This window comes from Vibrio sp. B7 (assembly GCF_963888765.1).
Lineage (GTDB): Bacteria > Pseudomonadota > Gammaproteobacteria > Enterobacterales > Vibrionaceae > Vibrio > Vibrio anguillarum.
The window spans coordinates 126,129-139,954 of record NZ_CAWPKR010000036.1; the positions used below are offsets into that span (position 1 = coordinate 126,129).

The following is a 13,826-nucleotide window of genomic DNA, read 5'->3' on the forward strand; positions in this document are numbered from 1 at the left end:
GTTGGCATAACGTGAGTAAACACTGCAAAATATAGCCCATTCCGTGTTGCTTAAGAAGTAATGTTTGAGGTTGGGTGCCATGTTGTTAGCCAAAGCCAGTATTGGCCGAAAATTAATGTTGTCCTTTTCGGTAATGGCCCTGCTCGTTTTGTTATCGGCGTTGATCGGTGTGTTTGGTTTTTCGCTGGTGGCTAAAACCGAACGTAATGTGGTGAATTCTGCCATTCCTTCGATGCTGGAAGCGCGTCAAGTGTCGGAGTTAAGCACACGAATCATTACGTCTGTGCAAATGTTAACCAACTCAAAAACAGAGCAAGAGCGCCAGCAGTATGGCAAAGCGCTTTTCGATCAGCTCCAATCTTTGCTTAATCACATCAAGCAGTTGGGAGCCGATTCTTTTGATTCAGAACTGCTGACGCGCCTAGAAAATGATGTTCAAAGCGTTATCGATACACTGGCTCAGCTTGGTATTACGGTTGAGCGTAAGTTGTATCTGGCACATGACTTAAGTGTTCGAGTGGAAGAGATGCGACAACTGGCGCTGCAATTGGAAGAGCTGACGCGCATTCAAGTGCTCAATACCAGTACCATCGCAGTGGCGAATGTGACGCACATTTATGACTTGTTACAAGCCGATAAAACGTCACAAGCGTACAAAGCGTTAGACGCTTTAGTGGAAGTGGACCTCGATCTTTCAGAGCGCTTGCATGAGCTTCATTTGCTGGCGTTCAAAATGCTCAGCCACATCGAAGAGACACGCACGGTTACCGATGTTGAGCGAATCCAACAAATCCAAACAGAGTTTTTGCATAACCTCACCATCATGCAGCGCAGAGTACGCGCGGTAGAAGACCCGACGCGTTCGAAGCAAATGACAGAGCTGCTTAATGAGTTAGAAAAGCGCAAAGTGGTTTTTAGTGTTTTGCAGCAACGTTATGATAACGAACAGGTCGCGAAATCGCTCACACAAAACACCTTAGTACAGTTTTCAGATCTCAATACTACCGTCAGCCGCTTAGTGGATGACTCCAATCGTACAACGACTCACGCTGTTGCGCAGCTCTCTACAACCTTGAACATGGCACAGTATACATTGACCTTATTAACCTTGGTTGGCCTTCTCATTGCAGCTTTCATTATGTGGAAGGTCGTCTATCTGTCGGTGGTAAAACGTTTAGCCGAATATTCATCGGCACTGTTATCCATCGCAAAAGGGCAACTGCAGGTGGAAGTGGCAGTCCAAGGAGAGGATGAACTGGCGCAAATGGGGCAGGCGATCATCACGGCTCGCAATACCGCGCAGTCTCTTAAAGTGGTTGCGGAAAGTGAAGCGCAGGCGAGAGAGGCGTTACAAGAACACAAAGAGCACTTAGAGGAAGTGGTTACCGAGCGAACAGAACAATTACAACACACCAATGAGAAACTCAATATGGAAGTGTTGAATCATGCCAAAGCTCGCAACTTAGCCGAGCAAGCCAACCGTGCTAAATCGGCATTTTTGGCCACCATGAGCCATGAAATCCGCACACCAATGAATGGCGTATTAGGCACGGCTCGTTTATTACAAGAGATGTCATTAACCGTTCAACAGCGCCAGTATGTGGACGTGATTAACCGCAGCGGCCACACCTTGTTGTCCATTTTGAATGATGTGCTGGATTATTCAAAAATTGAGGCCGGACACTTAGAAATTCGCAATGCCAACTTTAATTTGCATCAAATGGTGGACGATGTTTACCAACTGATGAAAGGACGTGCTGAAGAAAAGTCGCTTGAATTTACCAAGCAGATTGAACTGGATGTTGCTTCTTTTTGGGTGGGTGATATGACTCGCTTAGGTCAAGTGCTGACGAACCTTGTGGGTAATGCCATCAAATTTACCGATCAAGGTTATGTGGATATTTATGTCAGTCTTGATGCTGAAATGCCTAATCAAGTGACATTTGAAGTGTCGGATTCCGGTGTTGGAGTCAGTGAACAGGATCAAATTAGGCTGTTTGATGCGTTTACTCAAGCTTCCAGTAAGCAAAGTTACAAAGGTGGTACTGGGCTTGGTTTGGCTATCAGCAAACGGCTTGTTGAAGCCATGGGCGGCGAGCTTAAGCTTGAATCAGATTTAGGCAAAGGAAGCCGTTTTGAGTTTACTGTTCCTTTACAGCGAGGAGAGGCAGTGAATGAAGTGGTTAAAAGGCCGATAGCCGCGACGCGAGAGGCCAACACCTTGCTGGTGGAGGATAACCCTGTCAACTGCATGGTTGCTGAAGGGTTTTTGGCCAGTTTCGGTCATAATGTGCTCACCGCGAAAACAGGCGCTGAAGCTCGGGTTCTGTTTAGTGAACACAGGTTTGATATCGCACTGCTCGATATTAATCTACCTGACATTAATGGTGTTGAGCTGTTGGCGCAGCTCAAACTTATCGAACGTGAACAGTATTCGCATCTACGCCCCACACCGATGATTGCTATTTCGGCTCATGTGTTTAATGAAGAGGTGGAAAGCTATTTAGCGGCTGGTTTTGATGGCTATTTGCCCAAACCTTTAGTCAAAGAAGATCTTGCACAACTTGTCCAGCAACGTATTGAACACAATACCTTACCCGTTGAGTTGATTGTGCCTACGCATGTAACCTCGGATAGCCAAAAATCCGCTCGTCCGATTATGGACGAGCGGATCCTACTCGCGGATATTGAAGTGCTAGGGCGTGACAAGATGAATGAAATCATTGAGCTGTTCGCCGATTGCACGCATGAATACCTACACGAGTTTCGTCAATCGAGGGAACAGGCTCAGGTCGTTAAGTCGTTAGCACACAAATTGAAAGGTTCAGCTGGCAGCTTAGGTTTGCATGCCTTGTTTGATCTGTGTTTAGTCATTGAGAAAAGTGCTGACTCTGCGCAAACTTATCAGGAGCTACAAGCGGAATTAGAAGCCTTAGCCGCTCAATCCATTCATTCACTCAGGTTACTGTTTATATAAATAATTGGCTGTTGGCATCATTAAAAAGGGCCTGCGACAAGCGCAGGCCAAGTTCCCTGTGGAGCAAGGTTTTTTAGGGGGAGGTGTTGAGATCACTGAATAATTTTAATGATCTCATGATTAGCGGCGCAGAACCCTACATTCTACGCGGCTAATTCTTTTACTACTGGCAACGTCAATAAACGACAGACGTTAATATTACCCACGCCTTCGATCGATTCTAATTGTGTCATCAAAATGGATGAAATATGGCGGTTAGCCGCGTCTTGTGCCAGAGCGTTAAGCACTTGCTGAGACAGCAAATCCGCTTGTGTCGCTAATGATGGAATATAGGTTGGTGTAACGCCGCGCAAAATGGTTAATTTACGCAGCAGTTCAGGCCTGTCGGAGAGTGCCCAAATGGTAGCTTGGCTTTGACAACGAGACATCAACAGGGGTGTTTCTCCCTGTTGAGTTAAAATGGCGACCCCAAGATCTTTATGAACCTTAGTCGCCGATATCATGGAGGAAAGCGCGAAGCTTTTGCCCGCATCGCTGCACAAATGATGCAGTTTATCCCATGAATTTTGCGCACAGCCTAACTCTTGTTCTGCACCATGAGCGATACGCACCATCGCTTCTACTGCTTCAATGGGATAGCTTCCCGCCGCTGATTCTGCTGACAGCATAATAGCGTCAGTGCCATCAATAATTGCGTTCGCTACATCAAGCACTTCTGCGCGTGTTGGCAGCGGGTTGTCAATCATCGACTCCAGCATCTGTGTTGCGGTGATAACGGGTTTGCCTAAATAGTTTGAGCGCGCAATCAACGCTTTTTGTACGCCGGGTAGGCGAGCATCACCGATTTCAACGCCTAAATCACCACGAGCAACCATCACAACGTCGGATGCATTGATGACCGCGTCCATATTCTTTTGATCGCTCACCACTTCGGCTCGCTCTACTTTGGCGACAATGTGTGCATGACAGCCAGCTTGTACCGCTAACCGGCGCGCTTCATGTAAATCCTGGGCATTACGTGGAAATGAGACGGCTAGAAAATCGGCTTGGAGTTTCGCGGCAGTGATGATGTCTCGTTTGTCTTTGTCCGTCAGTGCTGGCGCGGAAAGGCCACCACCGAGCAAATTAATGCCTTTGCGATTAGACAGCTTACCGTTGTTTATGACGCGAGTTTTTACCCACTGCTGTGGTTTGTTGAGTTCTTCGACCCGGAGTTGTACTCGGCCATCATCAAGCAGTAAAGTATCACCCAACTTCAAGTCTTGAATCAGCTGCGGGTAATCTAAGCCCACACGTTCTTGGTTACCAGCCATTGTGGGGTGAAGCCCATCGAGAATAAATGAGTCACCCGCTTTTAGAGTGATCGCACCGTCTTCAAAACAGGAAATACGGATCTTAGGTCCTTGCAAATCGACTAATATGCCGACACTGACACCAAGCTTTTGTGAAATGTCACGTACTAACATCGCGCGTTCAATATGCTCGTCAGCGGTGCCGTGAGAAAAGTTTAAACGTACAACGTTAACACCGGCATTAATGAGCTTAGTGATCATCTCACGGCTTTGGCTTGCAGGGCCAAGCGTTGCAACGATTTTTGTTTTACACATAGTGGTATCCTATAACGACACTCGCTATAGCCATTTGACTTGAAGTTATGGTGGTGCTAATTGCACTTGTCCATTGCTCTCGGCCGACATTTGGTCGATTTTTCAAGTGATTTGGATATAGAAAATAAGAATGAAAATAAGAAAATAACAGGGGGGATTATCCCCCTGTATCAAGGGTGTTATAGATTAGAGACTTGGTTTCGTTTCCAGTATCTGGCCCGTAGGAGCATCAATATCCGTTACTTTCTTGGCATTCCATACCGTAGTCGCAAGCAGTAAAGAAATCACGCCAGCGGCCAACCAGAAATATTGTGCTTGAGTAAAGTCATATTTGGTTACGCCATCCACTTCCGTCATTTTAATCAGTGATGAAGACACCAGTTCTTGAGCCGAAGCGGCTAAGTAAGAGAACAAACCAATAAAGCCCTTTACGGCACCGACGGCATTTTTAGGCATTAAGTCACAAGCCGTTAGGCCAGCAAGAAATACGACAAGCCCACCAATCGCAAAACCAATTAAGCCTAGAGCAACAGCATCTACCATACGGTTATCAGGGCCGAAGAACATCAAGCACATACCTGCAATGTTGGCAAATCCGTAAAGTAGCGTTGGGATATGACGGTTAGCGTTGAATACTTTATCTGAAATGATACCAGACAAAATAGCGCCCGCGAGGCCTGCAATAGGGTAAGTGGACATTGCAAAACCAGCATCAATCAGTGAGTAGCCTTTGGTTTCTTGTAGGTATAATACCGCCCAAGAAGACATCGCATAGCGAGAGATATACATCGCGGCACAAGCAGCGGCAATCAGCCAGACAGTCGGCTGCTTCAAAATGAACAGTTGAGCGCGACGTGTTTCTTTTGGATCGTTGGCTTTTTTGAACTCGGGCTCTTCACCAAATGCTGTTGCAACATCAGGTAAACCATAGGTTTGCGGACGATCTTTCAGTACAAAGAACATAATCAATGCAGCGATGATGGCAGCAATGCCCGCACCGATGAAACCTGCTTGCCAGCCTAAATAACTCACTAGCGTTGCTGTTAGAATCCAAGTGATGCCTTCGCCGATATTTCGAGATCCTCCCCAAATTGAATAACGGCTTCCGCGTTGTTTAGGTGAGAACCATTGGAAAAGCGAGACGCAAGAAGGCGCAGAACCCACCGATTGGAACCAACCATTGACGGCCCAAAGTAACACAAAGAAGAATGCCGTGGTGTTCAACCCCATGAATATGGCAGTGGCACCAGAAAGCAGTAGTGAGAACGACATAAATCGGCCGATGTTGGCGTAGTCAGAAAGGAAACCGTTCGAAAACTTACCAAATGCGTAGGTGAAGAAGAAGGCTGATCCCATGATCCCGAGTTCTTCTATCGATACGATGCCCGCATCAAGCATCGGTTTTTTAACGACGCCTAAACTCATACGAACCACATAGAACATGGCGTATCCAAAGACTAAGCCTAAGAATACTTGCCATTGAAAACTTTTGAAACGCGATTGCATTGCGCCCTGAGAGCTATCCGATAGCGGTAGATCTGGGCGAGTTTTAAAAAAGTTAAGCATGGAGCTCTCCATTCATCAAATACTAAATAGGGTTATTACTAAATAGGGTTGTTTCGTTGTCGGAAGGCATCTTCAAACAAATGGGTATGGGGCTCAAAAGTGCCAATTTGAGGCAGAAATGACTCAAATTGAGAGTGTGAATGGGTCAAAAATGGGAATTCAGCGAAGGGTAAATTATGTTTTGCTGATAAAATTGAAATTGTAATACGCTGTTTTGCGTCATAACTGACACAAATGTTTAATAATTTATTTTTAGCTAAACGGTAGAGTTTTGAGTGAACGCACAATTTTTAGGGTTTTGTGATTTAAAAGCGGTTTCCCGTTCTTGTACCTTATTACGCTGGTGCAAATGGATGGTGCTACTAGGATCGATAGCGGCGGCTATCAATACCGCTTATGCAAAAGAGAATGAGTTAGTCATACTGACCACATTTTCACGTGAACCCTTGCTACCTCTTATTGAAGAGTTCAGCAAACAGTATCAAGGGGTTGATGTGCAAGTTGTCCACCGTAGAGCACAATCGAGTATTCAACTGCTTAATAAAAGATATATCCAGAATATTGATGTAGTGCTGAGCTCATCGCCTTTTTTAATGCAGCATTTAGCAAATAGCAATAAGCTCGCAACCTTACCTGCCCATTTGCAACCACCAGAATGGTTAAAACCCTACATGTTACCGCCAACTGATAAAGTCGTGACGATAGGCTATTCTGGCGCTGGTTTGGTATGGAATCGTGACTATCTCAGCTTACATCATTTACCGACGCCTACGTCGTTCACCGATCTGGCTAATTTTATCTATTTTGACCACATCACGATGAGTACCCCAACACGTTCGGGTACTACTCAGTTAATGGTCGAGAGCATTCTTGCTAAATATGGTTGGCAACAAGGGTGGCGGATTTTACTGAACGTGGGGGCAAATTTAGGGACAATTTCCTCACGCAGTTTTGGTGTGAGTGATTATGTAGCCAAAGGGCAATTTGGGATAGGCCCAACGATTGATAGCTATGCCAGCATATTAGAACGAAAATTTGAGCACGTGCAATTTCGCTATGATGAAAGTTTTACCCTAATGCCCACATACGTCGCCCAAGTGAGCCTGCGTGAAAATGATCAATATGCGAAGGCATTCATCGATTTATTGATGTCAAAAGCGGTACAAACGAATATGGATAGCAATGATTTTTCTAAACATGCGATAAACGATAAATCCCTGTTTAATGAGGCATATACACAGTTGTCCATGGCATCCATTACACATCGTGAGGAGTTAGTTAACTTATTGTTTGAAATTGCGATTACCAAACGCTTACCTCAGTTAAAAGACACTTGGCTCGCAATCAATCATGCTAAAACCAAGTACGCACACAATGAACCAGCTCTGAAGCTCATTGAAAATATTGAAACTCGAGTGTTCTCTTTACCTGTGACCGAAACAGAGTTAGCCGTGGTATATCAGTCATGGCAAAAAATCAGTGTTGATGATGTGCAGTATGAGACACACTCCGCCGCCATTTCTATGCAAGTAGCGGAACTGACGCATCGTTGGAAGATGCAGTTGGCATTAACCTTAGAAGAAGCTTTGTCCGATCTAAAAAACTTGGACCGGGTCGATACGCCATGATTTTTCCGAAATACAACACGATTGGCGCGAGACTGGTTTTGGCCTTTGCTTGTAGTACCTTGCTGTTGACGATTGTCAGCATCGTCGCATGGGGAACATGGAATAGTTTAGATAATCAAGTGAGCGAGCTGCTTGATAAAAGTGTTCCTAAATATAATGCCAGTTATCTGCTCGAAAGCAGTAGTTCGGAAATTAAAAGACGGATCGAAATCATCTCAAATACGCGTAACAAAGTTGAGTTGGATGAGCAACGGCAACGTTTGGATAACAATTTAACGACGATCAGCAAAATATTAAGCGAGATTGAATTGAACAACGAGCAGCAACGGCTGCTTGCTGGGTATCAACGGCTACGTAATCTTAGTGAGCAATTTGGTCTTCTGGTCGGGCAACGGATTGATCAAAGTCGTCAAATTGAGTTACTTCAAGAGCAGATCCAATGGCTACATCAAGATATTGGTTCTGAGTTGACTCCGCTGCGCCAAGAAATACAGTGGCAGCTAGAGCGTAAAATGAAAGGTAATGAAAGCGACATGCTGTTTGCGAGTTTAGGGGCTGTCCAGTCTATCCTAGATGGTGAGGCTCAAACGTTTATGTTCGCAAAAGAGCTCATCCAATCTAAGCATATTAGCCAAGTGAATAATGGCATGAAAGTACTACAGTTCCGCCTTGAAGAACTGTACGCACAGAGTGCGCCGATTTTTTCACAACCTGCAACCATCGCCTATCAACAATTACTCAGTGAGCTAATGGATGTATTGAGTTTGAATGGCTCTTTCCATCAAAACTTACGTTCTATGGTGCGTTTAAATGCCCAGCTTGATGATATTCGAGCTGAAGTTCAGCAACAGCTTCTCCACCAACATACTGATATTGCGATGTTGGTCGCCAACGCCGATGAGTCGTTTGTTCAAGCGAAAAAAGAGACCACGGAACTGGTTTCTCATGGTAACCGTATTCTGTTTGTCTGCTTTAGCTTATCGATCATTATCAGTTTGTTTTTGACTTACTATTTCATCAATCGTCGGATTGTGGGCCGACTTAACCGCCTTAGCGACAGTTTAGATGCCATCATTCATAATGATCTTTCACACCCTATTGTGGTAGACGGCAGAGATGAAATTGGCCGGATCAGTGAAAAATTGGTTCAGTATGGTAAAAAAGTGGAGGAAATGGACCGAACCAACGCACTGAGTTTGATTAACAATACGCAAGCGAGTTTAATCACTTGTGATTTGGATGGTTATATTGAATCGGCTAACTTAAGCGCTCGTGTTCGCTTGAATATAGACCAGAATGAGGACCCGAAAGCCTTTTGGCTCTGTTTTTCAACGTCAACTCAATCGCAGTTGCAAGCACTGTTTAACCCAGAGGCTAAGTTGATCGAAAATGGTGCAGATGTCATTACGTTATCGTTAGGCGATGTAAATAAACCTTATTACTTGCGCTTGTATTTACGTAAGTATACCCACGGTTTAAGCGATAAAGTTATCATCACGATTACGGATGTTACCGATCAAGAGCACGCTAATCGATTATTAGAAGAGCGAGTTCGAGCAAAAACTCATTCATTACGTGAAAAAAATCATCAGTTACTCGCTGAAATTGAGCAGCACCACCGGACCGAAAACCATCTTAAAAAAACACAAAGTGAGTTAGTACAAGCCGCTAAAATGGCGGTGGTCGGGCAAACGATGACCAGTTTAGCGCACGAATTGAATCAACCATTAAGCGCGATGTCGACTTATCTCTATAGCGTAAACCTTGCTTTAGAGCAGAAGAAAACAGAGCAAATCAGACATTCCATCGATCATATTGAACATTTAACAGAGCGAATGGGCAAAATCATCAATGGGCTACGTCATTTTTCTCGTAAAAGTAGCAGTGATGAAACCCTTACCCCTGTCTTGATTACTGATGTTATCGGTCAGGCTATGTTGTTGGTTGAAACGAAAGCGAAACGTCAACAAATAGTATTGCAAAGCCATATTCATCAACCAATTCAAGTCATTGCAGATCAAATCGGCTTGGAACAGGTATTGATTAATTTGTTGGTAAATGGCTGTGAAGCGGTTGTGGGATGTGAGCACAAAAAAGTTGACGTGATATTGCTGTCGAGTACGCCAACGCATCACGTTGTTGCAGTATGCGATTCAGGGGCTGGATTTGCTCATGATGTCGTTGAAAAACTCTTTACGCCCTTTACCACGACCAAAGAAGTAGGGTTGGGCTTAGGGCTGAATATTTGCCGCTCGCTCATAGGAAAAATAAAGGGTCAAATTTATCTTGCCTCGACAGTCAGCCGAGGTGCAATGGTCGTGCTGGAGTTGCCTTATGAATCATAATTATTCTGTTTTATTGATTGATGATGACCAAGATGTCCTTGACTCATATTCTCATCTTATGTCGATAGCTAATTTGCCATCAAAAGCACTTCTTAACCCCACCAAAGCGTGTGAGTTTATCCATTCTGATTGGGCTGGAGTGATATTGCTTGATGTCTATATGCCACAAATGAACGGCATTGAATTGCTTAAAGCGATTAAATCGATTGATGAGCATATTCCTGTGATTGTCATTACTGGCCACGGAGACATTCCTATGGCGGTAGAGGCGGTCAAAATAGGGGCATGCGATTTTCTTGAAAAGCCAATCAATCCTGCGGAGTTATTGAGCTTAGTGAAGAAAAATCTCGATATTCGTCGTCATTTTGTACAACAAAAAACGGCTATGGCCAACTCAATTAAATGCGAACTCATCGGAAAATCCGCTCAAATGGGGCAAATTCGCCACCATGTTGCTCAGTATTCAATGCTCAACAGTCATGTTGTTATTTGTGGAGAATCGGGTGTTGGGCGGCATACTATTGCATATCTCATCCACCAACTGACACAGGGTAATCATGCTTCATCTCTAGTGGAATTAACCGTTTCATCAGCGACCACGCTCGCACAGATTGAACAAAAATTAGATGCAAGTGAAAACGGTACATTGCTAATAGACCACATCGAATTACTTTCTGAAGAATTGCAGCGTTATTTGACTCAGAGGATGCTTAACCAAGAACGCCTAAGCAAAGCTCGAACGCGCGTGATTGCTATTTTAGGTACGGAACCTGAGGCCTTGATTACGGCTAATCGGTTGCAGCCAGAGCTCTATTATTTGTTAAACCAAGGCGTGATAGAGGTGCCTGTACTTCGACATCGTCCCGATGATATCGCTACTTTGTTCCATTATTTTCTCAAGCAGAGTTGTAATAAATTGGCGAAACCTTTGCCAGCGGTAGAACTGAGTTATTTGTCGCTACTGCGTGCACATCAATGGCCGGGAAATGTACGAGAGCTGAGAAATGTAGCTGAATTATATGCGATAGGTATTGTAAAACTGACGGGAAAAGAGCGTTTGTACAATCAGTCTGATCTTTTATCACCGCTTGATGAATTGGTGGATGATTACGAAAAGCAAATTATTGAAGATGCATTATTTCTCCATTCTGGTCGCGTCGCTGATGCCGCAAATTATCTGCAAGTACCGCGTAAAAAGCTCTACTTACGAATGAAAAAACATGGTTTAGAAAAGGATGACTTTAAAAGTCGTCATTAGTTTTTTAATTTTAGGTGGTGGATCAGTTTGATAATGCTGGCATGGTAATGAAAGGCCGCTACATAAAGTATCCAATACAAAAAAAGTACAAAAAAAGCAGCGCCCAATTGCGCTGCTTGATGTAGCTGAATCTATGCTATTGGAATGTGGAAATCACTATTCACTCGCCTAAAAAATGAGGCTAAATGATAGCTTGTTCCAAAATTTCCCGTGATTTTTCAAGCGTGATGGCTTGCTGTTCACCCAAAACAAGCATTCCATGTGCGTTCAGTTGAGCGATAACTGCGTCTATGGCCGCTTGCTTGCTACTGTTATGATCCGCAAATTGAGTTGGAACATTCAAGCTGTGGTAGAAGGCTTCAATCGCATCGATTGTGCGTAAGGCAAGATCGCTAGTTTGATTGAGCCCAAAGACATTTTTGCCCATTTGCTCAAGTTTAGCGCGTTTGTTCTCAAGTTGATTGCGCAGTAGGGAAGGCTGCACAATCGCTAGCGAACGGGCGTGATCAACATGCCATAATGCGGTGAACTCGTGACCAATCATATGAGTCGCCCAATCTTGTGGAACGCCAGTACCGATCAGGCCATTTAGTGCTTGGTTCGCTGTCCACATCAGGTTTGCTCGCCATCCATCATTATCACGCTGGTCATATTGTTGACCCAATACCAGCAAGTTTTTAAGTAAAGTTTCGGCATAGCCGTCTTGAACCATTGCATTGGTTGGCAAGGTTAAATATTGCTCACAGACGTGTACCCAAGCATCAACAATACCGTTGATCAACTGGCGCTCAGGCAGTGATTTCATTACGTCTGGATCAAGCACTGCGAACTTAGGCTGTACCGCTGGAGCCATAAAGGCCAGTTTGTCTTGTGTTTGTGCTTTGGTAATGACCGCGCCCATGTTGGATTCAGAACCGGTTGCTGGCAGAGTCAGAATTGCACCGATAGGCGTAGCTTCAGTAACTTGATGTTTACCCACCATGATGTCCCAGCCATCCCCATCATACTTAGCCGTCGCGGCAACGTATTTTGAACCATCGATAACCGAACCACCACCCACGGCAAGAATAAAGTCGATGTCCTGTTCTTTGACGATAGCAACCGCTTTATCTAAGGTTTCTTTGGTTGGGTTTGCTTCTACACCTGAAAACTCGACCCATTGGTGGTCAGTGAGTGCACTCACGACTTGGTCATAAACACCATTTTTTTTGATCGAACCGCCACCGTAGATCACCAGTACTTTTTGGTCAGTTGGAATCACCTGACTGATCGCCGAGATTTGGCCTTGGCCGAAGTGAATTAGAGTAGGGTTAACATAAGTAAATTTCATTATTCTCACCTTTGCTTATAGAAAAGGAGGCGGCGCCTCCAAGGCAGTGTTTTACGATGTGCATATTAGTATTAATTATCCAGTCAATATAGACCAATTTCTCGAAATTAATTGCCTAATTCTCTAATTGTCGTATTCTTCCTTCAGTTTTGATAAGGGGGCATAATGAGTAAACTGGCGCAACTGATGCAGCAATACATTGAAAAACAATCTTTAGATCATTTGGAAGGTATTCACCAAACGGCAGTGCCGGGCGTATTGTTTTATCGCAGCAGCCGCGGTAATGGTAGACAACCCCTTGTGTATCAATCCGGTGTCATATTGTTGGGGCAAGGACATAAACGCATTCATATTGGTAGCCAACCCGTAAATTATGGCCCCAATGATTACTTGGTTGTTGGGGTACCTTTACCACTTGAGTGCGAAGCTTTTGCGTCAGAAAGTGAACCGTTATTGGGCTTGACTATTAATATCGATCACTCACTTCTCCTTAAGCAGGTTGATCGACTTGAGGCTTCTGGCTTTTTATCTGATTGCATAGACAAATCAAAATGCGGGCTGAAATCAGTAGAAATGGGCGCAAAGATGCAAGCAAGTGCGATTCGTTTGATGTCTGCATTGGTTGATGATCTTGAAGCTAAAGTGCTTGGCGAAAGCTTAGTCGAGGAGATTGTGTTTCGTGCATTAACCAGCGAGCACGGTTATGTGCTTTTTGATCTCGCTCATCAAGAAGGACACTACGCCCGGATAGCCAAAGCGTTGAGTAAAGTACATCAAGAATATGATCAGTCCATTACCGTTCAGTTACTCGCCGAAGAAGCCAACATGAGTGTTTCGGCGTTTCACCACGCCTTTAGGCTGGTGACGTTAGAATCTCCTTTACAATATTTAAAAAAAGTCAGGCTTAACAGAGCGAAAGAGTTGATTCGTGTGGAAGGCAAGCGTGTGAACGATGCCGCTCGTTTAGTTGGTTATGCCAGCGCATCTCAGTTTAGTCGAGAATATAAGCGACATTTTAATGAAACCCCAAGAGGAGTACAGCGTTAGAAATAGCGCATAAAGTTAAACTCTACATTTTTGTAACAATTAGTGTTGTTACATATTTTTTGCTCTTT

Annotated in this window: 8 protein-coding genes; 5 read left to right on the forward strand and 3 right to left on the reverse strand. The window is 44.3% G+C overall.

What is annotated here, in order from left to right; genetic code table 11:
- The first annotated feature begins 79 nt into the window (after nt 1-79).
- The gene (gene torS / locus AACV32_RS12945) at nt 80-2,977 is read left to right on the forward strand and encodes a TMAO reductase system sensor histidine kinase/response regulator TorS (RefSeq protein WP_249339493.1); all 2,898 of its coding nucleotides are present in this window, start codon (nt 80-82) and stop codon (nt 2,975-2,977) included.
- Nucleotides 2,978-3,120: 143 nt separating this feature from the next.
- On the opposite strand, the gene pyk is transcribed toward torS, so the two are convergent.
- On the reverse strand, nt 3,121-4,584 hold the full coding sequence (gene pyk, locus AACV32_RS12950) for a pyruvate kinase (RefSeq protein WP_019280880.1): 1,464 nt from the start codon (nt 4,582-4,584) through the stop codon (nt 3,121-3,123).
- 186 nt (nt 4,585-4,770) lie between these two features.
- The gene (locus AACV32_RS12955; RefSeq protein ID WP_088733419.1) at nt 4,771-6,150 is read right to left on the reverse strand and encodes an MFS transporter; all 1,380 of its coding nucleotides are present in this window, start codon (nt 6,148-6,150) and stop codon (nt 4,771-4,773) included.
- A gap of 275 nt (nt 6,151-6,425) precedes the next feature.
- Here AACV32_RS12955 and AACV32_RS12960 point away from each other — a divergent pair, with 275 nt between their 5' ends.
- Genes AACV32_RS12960 through AACV32_RS12970 form a run of 3 tightly spaced genes read left to right on the forward strand, consistent with a single transcriptional unit; the run spans nt 6,426 to nt 11,381 of the window.
- Nucleotides 6,426-7,778, forward strand: coding sequence for an ABC transporter substrate-binding protein (locus AACV32_RS12960; protein WP_170895225.1), 1,353 nt, complete (start codon nt 6,426-6,428; stop codon nt 7,776-7,778).
- On the forward strand, nt 7,775-10,123 hold the full coding sequence (locus tag AACV32_RS12965; protein WP_017047227.1) for an ATP-binding protein: 2,349 nt from the start codon (nt 7,775-7,777) through the stop codon (nt 10,121-10,123). The genes AACV32_RS12960 and AACV32_RS12965 overlap by 4 nt, the downstream gene beginning before the upstream one ends.
- A complete protein-coding gene (locus tag AACV32_RS12970; RefSeq protein WP_170895226.1) occupies nt 10,113-11,381 on the forward strand; it encodes a sigma-54-dependent transcriptional regulator in 1,269 nt (422 codons plus the stop codon). Before AACV32_RS12965 ends, AACV32_RS12970 begins: the two co-directional genes overlap by 11 nt.
- Nucleotides 11,382-11,562: 181 nt before the next feature.
- On the opposite strand, the gene AACV32_RS12975 is transcribed toward AACV32_RS12970, so the two are convergent.
- Nucleotides 11,563-12,711 carry an iron-containing alcohol dehydrogenase gene (locus tag AACV32_RS12975; protein ID WP_026028332.1) on the reverse strand — a complete coding sequence of 383 codons (1,149 nt, stop codon included), beginning with the start codon at nt 12,709-12,711 and terminating at the stop codon, nt 11,563-11,565.
- A 165-nt stretch (nt 12,712-12,876) separates the two neighbouring features.
- On the opposite strand from AACV32_RS12975, the gene AACV32_RS12980 reads away from it, so the two are divergent.
- Nucleotides 12,877-13,758 (forward strand): AraC family transcriptional regulator, encoded by an 882-nt coding sequence (locus AACV32_RS12980; RefSeq protein ID WP_017048766.1) that lies wholly within the window; start codon nt 12,877-12,879, stop codon nt 13,756-13,758.
- Nucleotides 13,759-13,826 lie beyond the last annotated feature (68 nt).